This is a genomic window from Adonisia turfae CCMR0081 (assembly GCF_011009555.1).
GTDB classification, from domain to species: Bacteria; Cyanobacteriota; Cyanobacteriia; order Phormidesmidales; family Phormidesmidaceae; genus Leptothoe; species Leptothoe turfae.
In genome coordinates this window covers 4,118,578-4,138,359 of the sequence record NZ_QXHD01000004.1, presented here as the reverse complement: position 1 = coordinate 4,138,359, position 19,782 = coordinate 4,118,578, and the positions used below count along the sequence as shown (strand labels likewise).

At 46.4% G+C, this 19,782-nt stretch carries 14 protein-coding genes; 8 read left to right on the top strand and 6 right to left on the bottom strand.

Features of this window, described 5'->3' with window-relative positions:
• Nucleotides 1–61 precede the first annotated feature (61 nt).
• The 5 genes from DXZ20_RS21895 (at nucleotide 62) to DXZ20_RS21875 (ending at nucleotide 7,916) form a co-directional block, all read left to right on the top strand.
• Nucleotides 62–823 (top strand): phosphoadenylyl-sulfate reductase, encoded by a 762-nt coding sequence (locus DXZ20_RS21895; protein WP_163661755.1) that lies wholly within the window; start codon nucleotides 62–64, stop codon nucleotides 821–823.
• Nucleotides 824–958: 135 nt separating this feature from the next.
• On the top strand, nucleotides 959–2,422 hold the full coding sequence (lnt, locus tag DXZ20_RS21890; RefSeq protein ID WP_250565876.1) for an apolipoprotein N-acyltransferase: 1,464 nt from the start codon (nucleotides 959–961) through the stop codon (nucleotides 2,420–2,422).
• 7 nt (nucleotides 2,423–2,429) lie between these two features.
• Nucleotides 2,430–4,076, top strand: coding sequence for an RluA family pseudouridine synthase (locus tag DXZ20_RS21885; protein ID WP_163700710.1), 1,647 nt, complete (start codon nucleotides 2,430–2,432; stop codon nucleotides 4,074–4,076).
• A gap of 100 nt (nucleotides 4,077–4,176) precedes the next feature.
• The gene (locus DXZ20_RS21880; protein ID WP_163700707.1) at nucleotides 4,177–5,991 is read left to right on the top strand and encodes a hypothetical protein; all 1,815 of its coding nucleotides are present in this window, start codon (nucleotides 4,177–4,179) and stop codon (nucleotides 5,989–5,991) included.
• Between the two features lie 161 nt (nucleotides 5,992–6,152).
• Nucleotides 6,153–7,916: a hypothetical protein gene (locus DXZ20_RS21875; protein ID WP_163700704.1), complete on the top strand. Its 1,764-nt coding sequence runs from the start codon at nucleotides 6,153–6,155 to the stop codon at nucleotides 7,914–7,916.
• Between the two features lie 7 nt (nucleotides 7,917–7,923).
• Here the strand turns inward: DXZ20_RS21875 and DXZ20_RS21870 are convergent, their stop codons facing one another.
• The 4 genes from DXZ20_RS21870 to DXZ20_RS21855 form a co-directional block, all read right to left on the bottom strand.
• Nucleotides 7,924–8,754 carry an SWIM zinc finger family protein gene (locus tag DXZ20_RS21870; RefSeq protein ID WP_163700701.1) on the bottom strand — a complete coding sequence of 277 codons (831 nt, stop codon included), beginning with the start codon at nucleotides 8,752–8,754 and terminating at the stop codon, nucleotides 7,924–7,926.
• A 43-nt stretch (nucleotides 8,755–8,797) separates the two neighbouring features.
• Complete coding sequence (locus DXZ20_RS21865; protein WP_163661446.1) at nucleotides 8,798–10,198, bottom strand: aspartate ammonia-lyase; 1,401 nt, start codon at nucleotides 10,196–10,198, stop codon at nucleotides 8,798–8,800.
• 210 nt (nucleotides 10,199–10,408) lie between these two features.
• On the bottom strand, nucleotides 10,409–11,320 hold the full coding sequence (locus DXZ20_RS21860; RefSeq protein ID WP_163661753.1) for an RluA family pseudouridine synthase: 912 nt from the start codon (nucleotides 11,318–11,320) through the stop codon (nucleotides 10,409–10,411).
• 73 nt (nucleotides 11,321–11,393) lie between these two features.
• Nucleotides 11,394–11,813, bottom strand: a complete 420-nt coding sequence (locus DXZ20_RS21855) for an HHL1-like protein (RefSeq protein ID WP_163700698.1) — start codon at nucleotides 11,811–11,813, stop codon at nucleotides 11,394–11,396.
• Between the two features lie 131 nt (nucleotides 11,814–11,944).
• Between DXZ20_RS21855 and rarD the strand changes: the two genes are divergently transcribed.
• On the top strand, nucleotides 11,945–12,814 hold the full coding sequence (rarD, locus tag DXZ20_RS21850; RefSeq protein ID WP_163661442.1) for an EamA family transporter RarD: 870 nt from the start codon (nucleotides 11,945–11,947) through the stop codon (nucleotides 12,812–12,814).
• 38 nt (nucleotides 12,815–12,852) lie between these two features.
• On the opposite strand, the gene DXZ20_RS21845 is transcribed toward rarD, so the two are convergent.
• Together DXZ20_RS21845 and DXZ20_RS21840 are read right to left on the bottom strand one after the other, a co-directional pair.
• A complete protein-coding gene (locus tag DXZ20_RS21845) occupies nucleotides 12,853–13,023 on the bottom strand; it encodes a hypothetical protein (protein ID WP_250565875.1) in 171 nt (56 codons plus the stop codon).
• A gap of 76 nt (nucleotides 13,024–13,099) precedes the next feature.
• On the bottom strand, nucleotides 13,100–13,984 hold the full coding sequence (locus tag DXZ20_RS21840; RefSeq protein WP_163700695.1) for a hypothetical protein: 885 nt from the start codon (nucleotides 13,982–13,984) through the stop codon (nucleotides 13,100–13,102).
• A gap of 341 nt (nucleotides 13,985–14,325) precedes the next feature.
• Here DXZ20_RS21840 and DXZ20_RS21835 point away from each other — a divergent pair, with 341 nt between their 5' ends.
• The gene (locus tag DXZ20_RS21835) at nucleotides 14,326–15,699 is read left to right on the top strand and encodes a P-loop NTPase fold protein (RefSeq protein ID WP_163700693.1); all 1,374 of its coding nucleotides are present in this window, start codon (nucleotides 14,326–14,328) and stop codon (nucleotides 15,697–15,699) included.
• Nucleotides 15,692–19,782: DUF3619 family protein (locus tag DXZ20_RS21830; RefSeq protein ID WP_250565874.1), on the top strand; the 4,091-nt coding region annotated here is incomplete at its 3' end. The genes DXZ20_RS21835 and DXZ20_RS21830, both read left to right, overlap by 8 nt.

Genomic DNA, 19,782 nt, shown 5'->3' with positions numbered 1-19,782 from the left:
AGAACGTGTTTACCATGGAAGTTATGACACCTCACATCGGCATCACGGAGCGGCTGAAACTATGGCAAATGTAGTGCTAGAAAGCGAGCTAGATCTTGAAGCACTCAATAAAACCTTAGATGGCATGGATGCTGCTGAGCTTGTTTCTTGGGGAGCTGAAACCTTTGGGGAGTCCCTGGTGATGAGCACCAGCTTTGGCATTCAGTCAGCTGTCATGTTGCATCTAGTTACTCAGGTGATGCCCAATATTCCAGTCATTTGGGTTGATACGGGTTATCTACCTGTAGAAACTTACCGCTTTGCTGAGGAACTAACCCAGCGTCTGGGCCTGAATCTTAAGGTTTATCAGTCGCCCATGAGTCCGGCTCGCATGGAAGCTCTCCATGGACGACTGTGGGATCAAGATAATGTCGAGGCGCTGAACCGATACGACTATATTCGCAAGGTGGAGCCTATGCAGCGGGCGCTTAAAGATCTGGGGGCTAGGGCCTGGCTGGCGGGATTGCGAGCAAATCAAACATCCCATCGCCAAACCTTAGGCCGGATTGCTCAGCAGAATGATATTTACAAGCTACATCCAATTTTGTCCTGGCATTCACGGGATGTGTATAAGTATTTGACCACGTTCGATTTGCCTTACCATCCTTTGTTTGATCAAGGATATGTGACGGTGGGGGATTGGCATTCAAGCCGTCCGATGACGGATGATGATGGCGATGAGCGGGCAACCCGCTTCAAGGGATTGAAGCAGGAATGTGGCTTGCATCTGCATCTACCACAAACCCAGGGAGAAGCCGATAGTTTAAATTCGAGTTCGTTGTAGGTTAAGGGATTGGCGAAACGTTGCATGTGACGTCTGTACAGGATGGCAATATCTCACTGGGCTGAGCCTTTAACCTTAAAATCTAAACCTGATCAAAGGCCAAAGTATATAGGTCTGCTGATTGCAGGGATTTTAATGGGGTTGTGGCCTGCTTGGCCCTTGGCTTGGGTGGTGCTAGTACCTCTTTGGTTGATGATCCATCGAGGGGTAGGACTGCGCCACAGTGCTTTATGCGCGCTGATTTGGGGTGTGGGTTATCACGGCACCATGTTGGAGTGGGTGCTGCACTTGCATCCTATGATGTGGTTGGGAATACCGTGGTTAGGAAGTGTTGCGATCGCACTCTTTGCCTACACGTTTGTCACGCTTTGGGGAGCCGGGATCGTCATTACTTGGGCCATGGGGATGGCGGCCCTAAATCGAGTCGCGACTTTGGGTAATGCTGGTCGAATTTTTGTGGGTACAGCTTTATGGTGCGGTGTTGAGGCACTGTGGAGCATGGGCCCACTATATTGGACGTCTTTAGCAATTACCCAGAGCCCCGGTAATTTGGTGATTGTGCATTTAGCTCGACTATCAGGGCATTTGACAATTACGGCGGCTATTGTGGCGGTGAATGGAGTATTGGCAGTAGCTGCGGCAAAAATCTGGCAACGGAGTGCTGACTATCGTCGCTGGTTGGTGATGGCGCTGGGGGTTTTTGCGATCGTGCACCTCATTGGCTGGGGTCTTTATCAGCAACCTTTGCAAGACCAATCGGCAGAAGCCATCAAAGTGGGTGTGATCCAGGGAAATATCCCGAGTCGAGAAAAGCTAACGCTGTCAGGTCTTCGTCGTGCTGATGACCGTTACCTAAGTAGCTATCGGCAGCTAGTGGCTACAGGTGTGGATGCTGTCCTGACGCCGGAGGCTGCCATCCCTACCATCTGGAACCCAGATACAAGTGTCTTTGGTGAAGCCGTAGCCCAAACAGGCATTCCCCTATGGTTGGGCACGTTTACCAAAGCACCCGATAAACCCACCTATCTTCACCAAAGTCTGCTGGCAATTTCTCCTAGAGGAACTACTCAGTACAACAAAATCAAATTAGTTCCTCTGGGAGAATATATTCCGCTGGCATCTGTTTTGGGCAATTTAGTACGTCAGCTTTCGGCCATTGGCACCAATTTGCTCCCAGGCCAGCTGGACCAACAATTTGAAACATCCCTGGGGCAGGCGGCAGTGGGCATTTGCTATGACTCTGCCTATGGTTGGATCTTTCGTCATCAGGTGCGTCAGGGAGGCCAGTTTATTCTCACCGTATCCAATAACGATCCCTATCCGCCTCGCATGATGGCACAACACCATGGGCAGGATGTTATTCAAGCGATTTCGACAGATCGTTGGGTGGCGCGGAGTACGAATACGGGGTTATCATCGGTGGTAGATCCCCATGGACGAGCGCAATGGATGTCAGAGCCGATGACCTTTGACACCCAAGTGGAAACTATTTATCGACGTAATACACAGACACTATATGTACAGTGGGGGACTTGGTTGGTGCCTGTGTTGCTATTAGCCAGCACTGGATGGATGTTATGCTTGCTAGCATTGCCCTAACTGAGCTATGGGACTATTTCTGCATGCCCCATCAGAGTTGACGGTAGGTGATTCCGCGACTTCTATACCTCGTTATACATACACGGCTCAGTGTTCCGAAACAGATGTTGTCTGGCAGGTACCTCGCACGGGTGAAATTGAGTCAATCGCTAGGGGGCTAATGCAATGTCTTGTCACCGCACCTGAGTATCTGTCAGAAGGTAACTTATACGGTGTGCTCCTGGTACAGACAGCAACCGGTGATAAGGGGGTGCTTAAGGGGTTCTCCGGAGTGATGGATGGTCGAGGTCAAGTGTCGGGTTGGGTGCCTCCATTATCTAATCAGGCTCGAATAGCGCTCATTGAAGATCAAACTTTGGCGACGCTTGACCAGCTAAAACGTGAGCTGATTATCCTTGACCAGTTGCCCATACGCATGACTTATCAGCAAGTGTTACAGGGCTATGAGGTCCAAGTAAAGCAGCTAAAAGTAAGGCATCGTAAGAGAAAACTGGGGCGCGATCGCAAACGCACCCACTATTACAGCACCTTACAAGGAGATACCCTTACCAATGCCCTCAATGAACTCAAGCGAGAGAGTCAACAAGATAGCCTTGAACGCCGTCGCTTGAAGCAGGAGCGTGATCGGGCACTCGCATCTCTTATTGAGGAAATTACCCAAGTCGATCAACAAATACAGAAACTCAAACAGCAGTACAGTACACTTTCTCGGCAATGGCAGGCCCAAATGCAAGTTGCTTATGCAACTGAAAGATTGGGAGAAGGCGAAGTCTTGTTGGAAAGAGCTATAGATAGCGGTATTTTTAGTTCTTCTCTAGAGCAAGTCTGCCAACGGGCTGCTGCCAAACTTTTACATTACGCAGTTACCCATGCTTTACAGCCTCTTGCCATGGCAGAGTTTTGGTGGGGAGAGCCAAAAGAAGATTTCTATACAGGACAATTTTATGGGGCTTCCCCTAAAGATTGCCAAATCCTGATGCGCATTGCGCGGATGCCGGTGAAACTGATATTAGTAGCGGAGACTGTGCCTCTTCCTATTCTCTATCAAGATGATGCGATAATTGTGGTCGACAAACCTGCGGGTTTGCTGTCGGTTCCGGGGCGCAGACATGATCTCCAGGACAGCGTGCTGAGTCGTCTTCGTTATCAGTTGCCTGATTATGACTTTTTGCAAGTTGTTCATCGTCTGGATCAGGCCACATCTGGTATTTTAGTCCTAGCAAAATCTCCCAGTGCCCATAAAGAATTAGGCCGACAGTTTGCTAAACATCAGGTACATAAAACCTATGAGGCTATTCTCAGTCGTCCAATTGGTAAGACGGCTGGTGTGATTGATTTACCGCTTTGGGGTAACCCTGACGAACGGCCTAAACAATCTGTGAATATAGAATACGGAAAACCTAGCGTGACCCACTTTGAAGTGTTGCAAACAGGCAACCACCCCAGGGTGAAGTTTATGCCTCAAACAGGTCGAACACATCAGCTACGGGTTCATGCAGCCTCTCCTCAAGGCCTGAATTCGCCCATTTTAGGAGATTCGTTATATGGTGAGGTAAACCAGACAAAGCGCTTGCACTTGCATGCTACATCGCTACAGTTTATTCATCCGGTTACGCAAAAGCGATTGCAGTTTAGGTGTGAATTGCAATTTTAGATAATCTGATTGGACTGTGGATGTGAATTAGCAGCAATTCAATCAATTCAAATGTACTATATATTAATATAAGGTAAGGCTCTATTGGAGGTGTCAGGATATGAAGCTCAGGGTCTTGCTAGGGGCCGCGATGCTGTTGATGACTCTAGTTTTTGTGGTGGAAGCATTACCATCGGGAAAGCTCCAAATGACACAAGATAGTATCCAAACTCTAAATCAGATGGGTCTTTTGAGCGAAGCTACCTATCAAGAGCTAAGAGCAGCTTTAGCACAAGGCTACGATAAATCACGCGCTGCTATTTTACAGCGTATGGCTGACGACTTGAGTCAACGCAGTTTAGGCGGATATAGACTCGATCTAGGAGTGGAGTCTGGTTATGCAGATATCCTGATGTCAGTGGATGAGGTGGAGCAGCTACGCCATTTAATGGATCGGTTAAATGCTACAGAGGGGCCTAGTGAAGATGATTTGCAGCAATTACAGAGTTTCTTTGAACAGTTGACTGCTAGGCAGAACTCTCATGTAAATGATTTAGAGGAGCGGCTATACCACTTGTTAAACCAGCTGAATACAGCTGATTTACTTACCGAGAGAGTTTACCGTCAGCTACACTCACAGATTGATTCCGAAGAAATTGCTTCGGAACTTGCCCTGCATCAACAGGCGGCAAGCTGGATGAGTCTAGACGAACAGCTCTCAGCTGAGATACTAGCTCCCGAACTTGAAAACTTTAATGCTGCAGAGATTCTCTCTGAAGAAAATCATACAAAGCTGACAGAAGCACTGAGACAGGAGGAAATTGCTCATCCCATCCAATTTCTCAACTATTACAACAGAGCATTACTCATTGACCTGCGCAGTTATTCTAAACAGCCAGAAGATTACCTCTTAGCCATATATAATGCTGTTGCAGAAATGCTACTGGAAAATGATGTGGTTGATACGCCTATTGACAACTTTGAGGTCCAGTTGGAAGTCAACGAAGAGTCTAGAGTAATTTTAGAAGCTGATAGGAGATTAGCAGAGTCAAGCGAACATGGTGATCGCTATCGACTTTTAGCTAATGACGACTCTTTGTATTACGATGCGATTTTATCAGCAAAAGTAAATGATCGTACTTACTATCAACGAAATTTCTACGGAGGAAATCCTGAAGGACCTAATGACTCTTACAGAGTTACACCTGAAGACATTACTAAACTCTTTAACAAAGTTCTGTATGATCAGGCATCTCCCTATCGAGTTTATAGTGTTTCTAATTTTGGACCAACGTTTGGGGATTCGACTGAACTTGCCAACCAATTAGGCTTTATTGCCCTAACAAAAGCTCAAGCAGATATCTATTTTGATCACGGTTTTGAAGCGAATCATTCTCCCTTACAGTTTACTAGCGATCGCATAGACGAAATTCTGGACCTATTTGAACAAATTGGTCTGCTAGACCACCTGAGTCCAGACCAGATTGAGTCCAGCCGAAGGTTAATCGCCGAAAGCTATGTCACTCGGCGTTATGAAATCTTTTCAGCCTTTAAAGATGTAATTCTTTTGTTTGAATGGGAGTCAGGCGATATAGATACGCCTTACCAGCGTCTGACAGAAAACTTTGCTGCTATTTCGCGTGGGCAATTTTCACCAACTGAGATATCCAATGAATTTGACTGGGAGAGTCAGACCGCTGCACAGACATTTATCCTGAATGGCACGCAATATCACACCCCCCTAGAGTTTAATGGAGACTGGCTCGACCCTAATTTTTTTAGTTTTATTCAATCAGTTGCAGATCAAGAAATCTCGACAGGGCGGTTTTATGCTGTTGATGTTGGCTATGATACTCCTGGATATTTGTTCTTAACACCCACTCAGTTAGAAGTTCTCAGATCTGAAAACTTAATCCAACTCACTTCTAATAGGTAATTTAAGTATCAACTCAGCGCTGACAGCATGGCCTGTTTCGCTGCAGTTCAATAGAGGCTTGTGAAGCATATACTTAAGGCGCGTATGTTATCGAAAAAACATTTTAAGAAAATTCTTGAAATAAACCAAATGCTCTAATGCAGATTTACCATTGTTTAAACATGAAATTCTTTGGTTTAATTAGCACCGCAATAGTTTTAATAGCTTCTATAGGGCAGTCCTGTACAGCTACATTTCCAGATGAGTCATCAACCATACCATTGCAAGAAATCATTGAGAACCTGAATGAAGCTGGTTTATTAAGTGAAGAGGCTTATCAAAAAGCATTAGTGGATGTAGAACAGGGACGCCTGGAATTGAAATCGGAACTGCTAAGTCGCCTCGCTGATAATACATATCAACAATCTTTAAATGAGCATAATCTTTCAAATGATTTTTCAGCTCAGAATACTCCTTTAGGAGCAACCGAATCTTACAGGTTAGTGACATCTGCATTTGCCATCGGTAGCGACTTAAATGAGGATGAACTTAAAGAATTCTCAAATGTAAATTTGCGTGAAACATCAAGTTGGTTAGATCAACTTAATAAAACAGGAATACTTAGCACACGGGTGTATAGCCAACTAAAAACTGATATTCTTACTGAGTTTGAACAAACTCATGTCTTTCTGCCAATATCATTGGCAGAAAGACAATCTCAATTGTATAGGCAAGCGTCAGGCTGGATGGAACTTGAAGAGGATCTATCAATCGAGATCTTAGCTGCTAGACTAACTCAACTCAAGGAAGCAGGAATTCTATCTAATCAAAAACATAAGGACTTGCTCGAAGCACTACAACAGCAACAACTAAACGGCTCTATCGAGCTTCTAAATTACCTTGATAATTCACGCCTCCTGGACTTATGTGAGTATTCTGAAAACACTGAAGATTACTTCACCAAGGTCCATAGCGCTGTTGCAGACATGTTGGTGTCGCAAGGTATTATCAATAGCACTTTCGGAGAGTTTGAAGTCACCTTTAAATACAGCGAAGACGTACTCAAAAACTCGAACATTAGTGAGATAGAGTACTTTAGCTTCAATGAAGCAAAGGTTTCAGTCCACGTAGATAATCGTATTTATCGACAGAGCAACGCATACCGTCCTTCGAAAGAAGAAGGAGATTCCATCTATAGAACTCTCCCCAGAGATACAATAAAAATATTCAACAAAATTCTTCATGACCAGAATTCACCCTATCGAGTCTATGAGGTCTCAATTCCTTCATTCCATGCACAAAAGACCTTTAGAGACCCTGATAAAGGTAATACTCAAATTGGGTTTATCGCACTTACAAAAGCTCAAGCAGATATCTATTTTGAAATGTATGTCGACAATATTCATCCAACACCACTATTTACTAGCGCTCGCATCGACGAAATTCTAAGCCTATTTGAGCAAATTGGTCTGCTAGACCACCTGAGTCCAGACCAGATTGAGTCCAGTCAACAATTAATTTTAGAAAGTTACATCATGGAGCGTCATGAACTTTTTTCGGCCTTTGAAGATGTAATCCTTCTATTTGACTGGGATGGTGTGGGACATACAGATATTCCCTACCAGAGTTTGACGAAATACTTTTCTGCTATTTCGCGAGGACAATTTTTACCCACCGAGATATCTGATGAGTTTGATCAGAAAAGTCAGACTGCTGCACAGACATTCATCTTAAATGGCACTGAGTATCACATTCCTTTATCGTTTGAAGTCTCGCTCGATCCCAAATTCTTTAGTTCTATTCGGTCAGTGGCAGAACAAGAAATTTCTACAGGTAAGTTTTATGCTGTTAACGTTGATTATGTTCCTGGTTACATGTTCTTATCACTCGCTCAATTAGAGGCTCTAATAGCTGAAAACTTAATCGAACTCGCTTCTAGTGAGTGAATTAAGATCAACTCAAGGCCGACATCATTGCTTGTTGGGCAACGCTTTGATAAAGGCTTGTGAAATGGCCACTTAGTACCTGGGCATCGCTGGCTGGGAGGGGCATTGGCCCTAAGAGATCCAACACTGTTTGATCCGCTGGGATAATGACGACGAGAGATGAGTCTAGAGCATCATCATATTGCCAGAAGTTTTCTAAGTCAAGGGTTGGAGATTTTGTCTCAGCCGCAACAACAATTTCTTCAGTGTCTTCAGCGATGGTTTCTATAGGATTCTCTTCTACCTGCTGTTTTCGCTTTTCACGAATGGCATCGATAATCTGTTCTTTAGTACGACCGCGAAGCTGAAAGAGAACGAATGGCTCTTCTCGAAACGCATCTGCTAGCTGATAGTACACAGCGGCAATATGCTTACAGGGATTTTTCGGGTCGGGGCAATTGCACTTGGAGTGTACATCCGCCAGGGTAAAAGGAAATAGGCTTAACCCGTTGGCGGTAAATACGCTTTCAATGTCGGCAGGCATTTCACCAGCCAGGAGCTGTGCTGAGTAGAGTGCTTTTTGAGATAACGTATCTACCACAAAATCCCAATCTTCATCGGCAAAGCGATCAATCCAGATAGACAGCTTGTAAGGTTCATCCGCCGTTCCCTGCACTGAGGCATGGACCTTAGATTCGGTGAAATCCAGTCGGAGAATGTGACCTTCACGGGCGTAGCGGCGACCACGTTCTAAGCGCTTTTTGAAGCGATAGGAATTAAGGAGGTCCACCCATTGCTGTACCCACCAGGCTTCGGATTCGAGTTCGTAGGGATTGGGTGCTGCTTGGTATGAGGTCATGAATGTGCAGGTTTTGGTGACTGGTGGATGTTGTGGGGACGGTTTATTCAGGAATTTTGCTCATTTTTTCTAAATCAAGCACTTCGTTTAGTTTATCGTCGGGCATTAGATTTTTTTCTAGCACAAGCTGACGCATGGACTTGCCGGTTTCTAAGGATTCTTTAGCAATGGCGGCGGCATTAAGATAACCGATGTGGGTGTTGAGGGCTGTCACCAGGGCAAGACTGCCTTCGGCGAAGTCACGGCAGCGTTCGGGGCGGGCGGTGATACCTGCCAGGCAACGCTTATCGAGGGCGCTGATGGTGTTGCCAAGGATTTCGATGCTGTGGATGAGATCGTAGGCGATCAGGGGCATCATCACATTTAGCTCTAGCTGACCGGCTTGGGCAGCGCAGGCGATGGCTTGATCGTAGCCCATCACTTGGAAGCAGACCATGGAAGTCATTTCGGCCATAACAGGGTTATATTTCCCTGGCATGATGGAGGAGCCTGGCTGAACCGGTGGGAGCTGAATTTCTTTGAGTCCTGTTTTAGGACCTGAGTCTAGTAAGCGCAGGTCGTGGGAAATTTTGACCAGGTCTTGGGCCAGGTTACGGAGGGCACTGGAGACGGCGACAAAGGGGGCCATGCTCTGCATTGCGGCCATTAGGTGGGGGGCACTGGTGAGGGGTTGACCAGTGAAGCCTGCCAGCAGCTCAGCCACGCGATGGCGGTATTGGGGATGGGTATTGAGACCGGTACCAGTGGCACTGCCGCCCAGACCCAGCACGCAAAGATCCTGAGCGGCAGTGCGCAGACGGCGCAGGTGATCGGTGAGAATAACTTCCCAGGCACGGAAGCTTTCGCCAAGGCGGATAGGCACAGCGTCCTGCATGTGGGTACGGCCAGAGCGGACGATGTCTTGGAATTCGGTGGCTTTGGTTTGGAGTGTTGCGATCGCACCCGCCAAACTCGGATATAAGGTATGCTCCAACGCCAGTAACCCACCAATGCGAATCGCTGTGGGAATCACATCATTGGTTGACTGCCCATAGTTCACATGGTCGTTAGGGCTGATGCGCTTATAGTTGCCTTTTTCATCCCCCAGCAGTTCCAGTGCCCGATTTGCCAGCACCTCATTCACATTCATATGGTGGGAAGTACCTGCCCCGGCCTGGTACACATCCACAATGAACTGATCCCGCAGCTTGCCTTTGAGGATTTCATCCGTGGCGGTGACGATGGCCTGAGATAGTTCTGTAGGGATGCAGTTGAGTTCGCCGTTTGCGATCGCAGCTGCTTTCTTAATCAGCAAACACGCATCTACGTAAGTGGGTAATGGCTTTAGACCGCTGATGGGGAAATTTTCCACCGCCCGCAGGGTTTGGATACCGTAATAGGCTGCTGAAGGGATTTCCTTTTCCCCCATGGAATCTTTTTCAATGCGGTTGGTGGAAGTAGTCATTGTGAAATGGAAAGAGCAATAGCGATCGGTGGGGGAGTTTTGAGTTCTTAGTTATTGGTTATTAGTTTTTAGGGTTAAACCAGCTCTGACTAGGTAAAGTTATTTGCTTTGAGTAACTCAAAATGCTCAGCAAGCTGAGAAGAGCAAAGCTCTACAAAACTCAAAACTGCCTAGTTGATAGTAGCGGTTATAGTGAACCTGTGGTCATCTCTACGGTAGCAATTGTGGTGGTGGTGCACAGGTGAGTGTCATTGATTCGCCTGCGGGATGTATGAATGAGAGCTTATGGGCGTGGAGCCAATAGCCACAGTCGCTAGGTATGGCTGTGCCTTCTGGATGGGGGTGACCGCCAGCGATGTAAAGCGGATCGCCTAGGAGTGGGTAGCCCATGGTGGCTAGGTGGATGCGGATTTGGTGGGGTCTGCCGGTGAGGATAGCGACGTCTAGCAGGGTGGCGTCAGGACGGTGGTGGACCACGGTGCAGCCGCTATGGGCATCGAGACCGTTTGGATTAGCGCCGTAGATGTATCCCAATTGGGGATAGGGAATTTTGCCGATGGGATGGGTGATGGTGAACTGGTCAGGTAGGTTATCTGCTGGGCCGATGAGGGTGCGATAGGTTTTGCCTAGTTGACGCTGACGCATCTGCTGACTGAGGTGGGCACGGGCCGCCTTGGTTTTGGCGATGAGCAGAATCCCAGAAGTACCTCGGCCTAATCGATGAATAGGGGCTGCGGTTGGATTGCGCTGGCGGAGCTGCCATAGGAGGGTGTGCTGCAAGAAATTGCCGCCGGGGAGTACGGGTAAGCCTGACGGTTTATTGATGACTAGCAGCAAATCGTCTTCGTAGATCGTAGCGATATCTAGGGGAACTGGAGGTTCCTGCCAGGGAGGACGATGATAGCTGAGGCGTTGTCCGGCTACTAGGGGGGTGTCAGATGTTGTGGGCTGGCCGTTGAGGAGGATTTGGCCTGATTCGATGCGGGTTTGCCAGGTGGCTCGGTCTGAATGGCGGTAATGGTGGGTGTAGTAGTCGAGGACGGTGGTTGGAGGTGGTTGGGTGGATATGTGGCCTGACGAGTCAGGGCTGATGCGATCGCAATAAACCCAGCCATCATTCAACCCCGGAGGGTGAGCATTGACCACTCTTCGGGGTTGAACACCATCTATCTGATTGCGCGTCTCATCCAATTGTTTATCGCTTAAATAAACCAGTAACGCTGTTCTTAACCTGATTTGCAATGGCCTGAACGCCACCCGCAATACCCGGTTTAGGAGGCACTGCTACAGTAATCGGTTCATCCTTAAACGCCTTTACTCTGTAGCCATACTCCAGGTTAGTCTTGTTCTTCCGCAGAATTGGATAAATCCGAAACGCACCTTGGAGCAGATCTTCTTCACTGGCAAAGATAGCGCGATCGATATCAGTCGACCGCTTTACAGCCACTACGCCCACTGGGTACCACTGCTTTTTATCTTTGATGCGAATATGCACCTCAAACTCAGGATCGCCAGAGGAACGGCGCTTATCCATTTCCTGAGAGGCTTCCTGCCGTCGCTTAGTGCGTTCCGATACCTTGGGTTTAGGTTTAGCTTTGCCAAATCCGGTGGCCATAGGAATACCTCTTGAGGTTAGTGCTTTGTAAAAGTTTACATCTTTTTAATTATAGACCCTTATAAATGTGGTCGATGGTGGCTAGCTTAGGTGACTGCTAGGGTTAGTTGCAGTATCTACCCAGGTTTAATTTGAATATACAATCTGGTCCGCTCTACGCCATTCTTGCGTATGGTTCTTGGGGCTTGCTCCCCATTTATTGGAAGTTTTTTAGTGCGGCCTCACCCATAGAGGTGCTCAGTCACCGCATGCTGTGGTCACTGGTCTTTCTGAGTTTGATTTTGACGCTGCAACGGCGATTGTCAGAATTGCGCAAGCTACCACGGCGTCAAGTGCTTGGACTATTGGCAACAGCTTTACTGCTCAGTGTTAACTGGGGGCTGTACATTTACGGTGTGAATACGGATCAGATTGTAGAGACTAGCCTAGGGTACTTTATCAATCCGCTAGTGTCGGTGATGCTGGGTTTTGTCGTTCTGCGAGAGAGGCTTTATCGAGGACAGCAATTAGCAGTAGTGCTGGCGACTATCGGGGTGGGTTACTTTATCTGGCAGTTTGGCTCAGTACCTTGGATTGCATTGGGACTAGCAGGCACGTTCGCACTGTATGGATTGTTGAGGAAGATGGTAGCTGTGTCTCCAATGGTGGGACTGGCAGTGGAAACAGCACTGATGACGCCAGTGGCATTGTTACTCATTTTTTACTGGCAATCATCGGGAACTGGGAGCTTTGGTAGTAGCTTTAGCCTGACGTTGTTGTTTATTGGGGCTGGTGTGGCGACATCGATGCCCTTGCTGTGGTTTAACAATGCGGCGAAGCGGTTGTCATTAGCCACGTTAGGATTCTGTCAGTACATCGCTCCATCACTTCAGCTGATGCTTGGTGTATTTTTGTATCAGGAGTCGTTTACACAGACACATTTAATTAGTTTTAGCTGTATTTGGACTGCATTGTTGGTTTATTCGAGTACATCTTTGTTTAGAGCAAGATCAACAGCTTAATGTTACTCATCAATGGATAGCATCACTGTTTAACAGAATCATATTCGTAACTGGCCATCACGGGCATAGGCCTCGAGGTCAAAGGCACATTCGTTGCCTTCAACCATTTCGCGATCTGGGTATAGTTCGGTTAGGGATTTGCTGATGTGGTATGAGATCGCATTCGTTGGCAATTGCAATGCATCCGTGATCAACTGCTTAATTTCCATGGATTTCTGGCTAAAAGACGAATGACACCTCTATGCTAGTGACCCTTGTTCTCCATATGTGACCGTTATCAAGTATTTACATGGCTTCAGTTCCAGGCATGATGCCAAAAATCTGATTGGAATAGTGAAGCAGTTCTTCGTTTTTGAGCAATAATAAAAATCGTTCATCTTCAGCGAAAGTCTGCCAACGATTAGTGACGTCCATGGTTTGTGCATTGCCACTTAAACCTTGCTGATCAAACGAACTGCCACCACCATAGCTGCTGACATAATCCAACCCTGCATCAGAGAAGTTGATGTCCAGTGCTTCTGCAACGCCCTGACGATAGTCCTTGTCTGAAAACCAATAATTATAGTTAATAACAACTTTCTGATTGCCGAGATAAGACGTTTCTCCTACATATTCTTTGGCATGCTCAATCCACATGTCAATCAATGAGATGCCTTCCGTTTTCACATCTAGATAGTTTTTCCTCAGACGACTAGCTAAAAGATTAAAGGGATCTCTAAGGACTAAGACATTGTATCTATTCTGGGTTTTGCCAATGTAGAGATCATGTTTCTTTTCAGTACTCGAATGAACAATCTCAGCCACACTATAGTCTTCATAGCTATAGATAAAACAGTCTTTAGGTTGAAACTTACCCCAAGCTTCGTCATGAAAACCTTTATGGGGAAAATGCAGATGATAGTGCCGAAACGGACTGGTTTCCACTGACACATTATTGAGAAACTTAACGTTCGGTATTTGAGCTTTAATCCAGTGCAAAACCGCATGATTACCGCTGCGTCGCAGGCCGATGAAGCGAATTTCCTTTTGATTGATAATTTTTGAGAGTTCATTCCGTTGCGTTAACGCGCGCCATGCATCATGGGCGTCATAGGCTAAATCGCGTTTTAGCTTTCTCAAAGGGTTGAGTTGCCCATTGATGAGGGTAGACAGCTGATTGACTGGATTCATTTGAACTTCTTCGATGACGAGGTAGCACGTGTCATTAGTTATAAATCCTATACTGCCTGTTATGTCCGTAGATAGCTTTACAAAGCAAGAGCGCTGATTGTTCATCGTTGCTTCATAGCAGTGCTTATGAGTAATTCTTCCCTGCCCATGGGGCTGACTTAGCAGTGCTGACTAATGAGACGATATCTACTAAATTCCACAAAAATCCGTACTCAAATCATTAGTCGCTGTAGATATCTAGGCTGAAGCCTTTAAATTTTTCAACAGTCGATGGGTGGTCTCAGAAAAATAAGCCATAGTCTTATGCAGAGCGGCGCTAGTCAGAGGAAGTGGGATAAACCATGGGAGTAAATCTAGGTCGATTTTTTCGAGCGTGTAACCCAAGCAAAACGCTGAATCTCATATCCCCTGATGATGGTAAGTATTACATCGACTTTTCGGAGGTGCGGGGTAGTGACTTGGTGCGAGAGCTAAAGCGCACCATTACCTTTTCGGATCATGAGCCCACCTGTCAGTTGTTTACGGGGCACATTGGCTGTGGCAAGTCCACCGAGTTATCCCGTCTGCGTCAGGAATTGGAGGATGAGGGTTACCATGTGGTTTACTTTGAGTCCACTGATGACCTGGATATGGGAGATGTGGACATTAGCGATATCCTGCTAGCCATTGCTAAACAAGTTAGTAACAGCCTGGAGGAGGCACGTCTGCGTCTGACACCCAATAAGTTTCAGAAACTGCTCCAAAGCACGGCTACTTTACTGAATTCTGAAGTGACAGGGCTCAAGGTGAAAATTCCCGAGATCGCTGGCTTCAAGGTGGGCGAAGAGGTGGGTCTGAGCAGTGAAGATGGTAACTATTCCCTGGCCTTTGGCATTGGTGAGCTGACCACGAAAGCAAAAGACAGCAAAGATGTGCGATCCCTACTAAGACAGCATTTAGAGCCCCGCATTAATTCTATTTTGGAGGTGATCAATAGCGAACTGATTGATACAGCGAATCAGCAGCTGAGTACTCAGGATAAGGCTGGGTTGGTGGTGATCGTTGATAACCTGGACCGCATTGATAATAAACCCCGTGGCCAGGGGCGTCGTCAGCCAGAATATCTATTTGTTGACCGTGGTGACCAGCTCAAGAAACTGCGCTGCCATGTGGTGTATACCGTGCCGCTAGTGCTGTCTTTTTCTAATGAGCAGGAGAACCTGACCAATCGGTTTGGTAGTGCGCCTCAAGTATTGCCCATGGTCCGTACCCAAAACCGAGATGGCAGTCCTTGCGAAGCCGGTATTAGTGCCCTCCGACAAATGCTGCTGGCTCGGGCATTTCCAGACCTATCGGCTCAGGAACGGTTAGCTAGAGTTGGTGAGCTGTTTGACTCGCTAGAAACTCTAGACCGACTATGCCTTGCTAGCGGTGGTCATGTGCGAAATTTACTTGTATTAATTAACTACTGCTTAAAAAAAGCCGATCCACCTTTTACCAGGGAGTTGCTGGACCGGGTGATTAGTCTTCGACTCAGCGATTTAACCAAGGCCATCGACTTTGAGGAATGGGGTCTGCTGCGGGAGGTGAATCGCACGAAAACTGTTCGAGGCGAAGGGGAATATCAGTCGCTATTACGCAGCTTATTTGTGTTTGAATATCGGGATGCTGGACAAACCTGGTTTGCGCTCAACCCAGTTTTACTCAATGCTGAGGAACTAAAGTCTGATGCCTGAGGTGCCATCACTGCAAAACCAAGAAGCCTTAAACGAACTCTGCCGCCTGCTGCGATTTTCCCAAGGCGAGTTTGCATTGATTTTGGCTGTGTGTAACTCTAGCCAGCACCGCCAGGCACTAGTCGAAGAGCTACGGCAGCAGTGCCCTATCTCCTTTGATGAAATCACCCTTTCTCCTACTGCCAGTACCCTCTTTACCACAGTTAATACTTACATTAAGGATGTTGCGACAGCTCCACCTGAAGTCTTAATGGTTTATGGCCTAAGCGAAGTAGAAGATCCAGAACAACTGCTGATAGCCACTAATCAGATTCGTGAAGAGTTTCGTGAATTTTCGTTTCCCCTAGTACTATGGCTTACTGATAATGACCACAAACATCTAATTCGTACCGCACCAGACTTTTACACCTGGGCCAATCAGATTACGTTTGATACGCCATCATCGTTTTTTCTATCGTTTATCGATGAGCTGATTCAAAATGTGTGGCAGCAGGTTACCCAGTCTCAGGAGAATCGTTTTCTGACGACTCAAGATCTGGGTCTTACAGCGACTTCGGCAAACTATCGAGAATTAGAAACCAGCCTTGCTGCCTTAGTAAAGCAAGATATAAAGCTTCCAACACATCAGGCAGCCAACTTGGAATTTGTGCGGGGTCGTATTGCAAATAACAACAGTGCTACAGCTCGTGAACACTATGAGTACAGCTTGGAGAAATGGAAAACTCTAGTCACTGGGGAAGATGATGATCCGAGATGGCAAGAGAAAATGGGTCACGTGCAGTTTTATCTGGGACTGTGGTGGCGCAATCATGCTGAACGGCATCGACCTGATTTTGAGCTGGCGTTTGGTGAGGCAAGGGAGTACTTTGCAGCGGCGATAGAGACGTTTGAGGGGATTGAGGAGTCGGAATTTAGCGTTAGCACTCGAGACCCCTCCGCCCTTCCTTTAGAAGGGGAGGGATCGAAGGAGGCAGAAACATTATCTAAGGGTCAAACCCTAGCGACTAGATACATTAATTACTTAGCTGAAGCACTCCATCGTTTGGAACGATGGGCGGATTTGGAAGCAGTGGCAACTAAGGCTAAAGCTTTGCATCAGACACTGCAGCATCCATTTCGGGTGGCTCGTGCTGAGGGATTCCTGGCCGAAGTTGCATTGGCTAGAAAAGACTGGACGACAGCACAACAGCTTGCTGAGAGGGCACTAGAGTTGATCCAATCAGCTGAAGTTACAGAAAAAAGTAAGCAAGATGCTGATTTTTATAGCTGGATTAATAGCTTTCATCGTGGTTGGTATTTATTCTCTCTGGGGAAAGCTCAGTTCCAACAAGAGGACATTAATTCAGCTGTTCAAACCTTAGAAAAGGCATGCGGTATTGCTCAGCCAGACTATGATCCGAAGCTTTACAGCTTAATCTTAGCCCAATTACAACAGTGTTATTTTCAGCAGGGGTTATATCTGCCTGCGTTTGAAACACGTCGCCAGCGAGATGCTATTGAAAGTCGGTTTAATTATCGTGCTTTTGTTGGGGCTGGGCGGTTACAGCCGAAACAGCAAATTGCTAATCCGGCATTGCCGACTCAGGAAAATCGTAAAGATGCCATTGTTGCGTCTGGTCGCAAGCAGGATGTTCAAAAGCTAGTGAAGCGACTATCGCAAGATGAATATGTACTGACTATTGTCTATGGTCCTTCTGGAGTAGGCAAAAGTTCGCTGATTGAAGCGGGGCTGGTACCTGCCTTAGAGCAAGAGCGTATTGAGACTCGGCGAGTAGTGCCAGTTTATTTGCGGAGATATCGTAACTGGGTAGAGGACCTGGTACAGCTACTGACGGATTTAGATTCTGGAATATTGGCCTACCGGTCGGATATTTTTAACTACCCCCAGGATCTTTTAGAAGAGGCGATAGACACAACTTCTGAAAATACAGCTCTACCCGAAAAGGTCTTGCGTCGACTGAGGCATCATACTCAGAAAAACCAGATCATCGTGCTTGTGTTCGACCAGTTTGAAGAGTTCTTCTTCGAGTTTGAACAGACTGCTGAACGTCGAGCCTTTTATGATTTTTTAGGTACTTGTTTAGGCATGCCCTATGTGAAGGTGGTGCTATCGCTTCGGGAAGATTATATCCACTACTTGCTGGAGTGCGATCGACTGACTAATCTCGATATTGTTGATAACAATATTCTCGATAAAAAGTGGCTTTATTACATTGGCAATTTTAAGCCGGATGAAACCAAAGCAATCTTCAATGATTTGACCTATCCTACGCCCTACACACCTGAACAGGAGTTAGTGGAAAAGGTGGTGGATGATCTAGCTGCTGGTGCTGGAGAAGTCCGCCCAATTGAGTTGCAGATTGTGGGAGCACAGTTGCAGGCAGAGGGAATTACAACGCCGGAGATTTATTATAACTGGGGCGATCCTGAGCTGCCGACTAAAGAGTTGTTGGTGCAGAAGTATTTGACAGACATTGTGGATGAATGTGGTCCACAGGAGCATCAGGATTTGGCAGAGATGGTGCTGTATTTACTGACAGATGAGAAGGGGACACGACCGTTAAAGACAGAGTCAGATTTGGCAAGTGATTTGAAAACGATGACAAATCAGCCTGATTTGGATCGAAATTTGTTATCTTTGATTCTGAAAATCCTGACAGAGTCAGGGTTAGTGACTGAGGTGCCGGAAGCACCAGAAGAACGGTATCAGTTGGTGCATGATTATTTAGCAGTATTTATTCGGTCATTGCAGCAGCCGTTGCTGGCGAGGATTGAGGAAGAGCAGAAGAGACGAGAAATAGCGGAACGACAACAGATTGAGGAACAGCAGAAACGGCTGGCAGCAGAGCAACAACAGCGAAAATCAGCTCAGCGAGCAGCATTGGGATTAGGAGTGGTGACTTTATTGGCAATCTTTTCTGGTAGTGTGGCTTGGCTTCAACAGCAAAAAGCTGCTCAAGAAGAAGCTAATGCTAAGCTACTAGCTGACAGTTTGAGGATGGAAGCATATTTAGACGGTGGCGCAGAAAAAGATGCTGTCGTAACAGCAGTACAAACTGGACAAACATTGCAGGCAAAAAATAAGCATTATTGGCAAACAGATATTCGCTTTCGTGCCCTGGGTGCCATGCAACAGGTAATGTATGACATCAGAGAAGAGCAAAGATTGATTGGCCATACTGCACCAGTCTTAAGCGTGGCGTTTAGTCATGATGGGAATACTCTTGCTTCTGCTGGTGCAGATAACACTATTAAGTTATGGAATAAAGATGGAGAGGAATTGCAAACACTCAAAGGTCATAGTGATCGGATCTTAAGCGTGGCGTTTAGTCCTGATGGGAATACTCTTGCTTCTGCTGGTGCAGATAACACTATTAAGTTATGGAATAAAGACGGAGAGGAACTGAATACACTCAAAGGTCATACTGCACCAGTCTGGAGTGTGGCGTTTAGTCCTGATGGGAATACTCTTGCCTCTGCAAGTGCAGATAACACTATTAAGTTATGGAATAAAGACGGAGAGGAATTGCAAACACTCAAAGGTCATAGTGATCGGATCTTAAGCGTGGCGTTTAGTCCTGATGGGAATACTCTTGCTTCTGCAAGTGCAGATAACACTATTAAGTTATGGAATAAAGACGGAGAGGAACTGAATACACTCAAAGGTCATAGTGAACAGATCTGGAGTGTGGCATTTAGTCCTGATGGGAATACTCTTGCCTCTGCAAGTGCAGATAACACTATTAAGTTATGGAGTAAGGACGGAGAAGAACTAAACACACTCAAAGGACATAGCGCTTGGGTTTGGAATGTGGCATTTAGCCCTGATGGTAATATCCTTGCCTCTGCTAGTGATGACTATACAGTTAGGCTATGGAGCAATGAGGGCAAGGAATTAGACACACTCAAAGGACACAGTGATCGAGTCTGGAGTATAGCATTCAGTCCCAATAGCAATATTCTTGCTTCTGCCAGCAAAGACAACACTATCAAGTTATGGAGTCAAGACAAGAATCAATTTAAAACATTCAAAGGACATAGAGCTTGGGTCAGAAGTGTAGCGTTTAGTCCCGATAAAGACAC

What these genes read in the sequence shown, in the direction of transcription:
- DXZ20_RS21895 (WP_163661755.1), top strand. Translation starts at nt 62, where the DNA reads ATGGCAAATGTAGTGCTAGAAAGCGAGCTAGATCTTGAAGCACTCAAT.
- DXZ20_RS21835 (WP_163700693.1), top strand. Translation starts at nt 14,326, where the DNA reads ATGGGAGTAAATCTAGGTCGATTTTTTCGAGCGTGTAACCCAAGCAAA.
- DXZ20_RS21845 (WP_250565875.1), bottom strand. Translation starts at nt 13,023, where the DNA reads ATGGAAATTAAGCAGTTGATCACGGATGCATTGCAATTGCCAACGAAT.
- DXZ20_RS21855 (WP_163700698.1), bottom strand. Translation starts at nt 11,813, where the DNA reads ATGGCCACCGGATTTGGCAAAGCTAAACCTAAACCCAAGGTATCGGAA.
- DXZ20_RS21875 (WP_163700704.1), top strand. Translation starts at nt 6,153, where the DNA reads ATGAAATTCTTTGGTTTAATTAGCACCGCAATAGTTTTAATAGCTTCT.
- DXZ20_RS21870 (WP_163700701.1), bottom strand. Translation starts at nt 8,754, where the DNA reads ATGACCTCATACCAAGCAGCACCCAATCCCTACGAACTCGAATCCGAA.
- DXZ20_RS21865 (WP_163661446.1), bottom strand. Translation starts at nt 10,198, where the DNA reads ATGACTACTTCCACCAACCGCATTGAAAAAGATTCCATGGGGGAAAAG.
- DXZ20_RS21885 (WP_163700710.1), top strand. Translation starts at nt 2,430, where the DNA reads ATGGGACTATTTCTGCATGCCCCATCAGAGTTGACGGTAGGTGATTCC.
- lnt (WP_250565876.1), top strand. Translation starts at nt 959, where the DNA reads ATGGGGTTGTGGCCTGCTTGGCCCTTGGCTTGGGTGGTGCTAGTACCT.
- DXZ20_RS21880 (WP_163700707.1), top strand. Translation starts at nt 4,177, where the DNA reads ATGAAGCTCAGGGTCTTGCTAGGGGCCGCGATGCTGTTGATGACTCTA.
- DXZ20_RS21840 (WP_163700695.1), bottom strand. Translation starts at nt 13,984, where the DNA reads ATGAATCCAGTCAATCAGCTGTCTACCCTCATCAATGGGCAACTCAAC.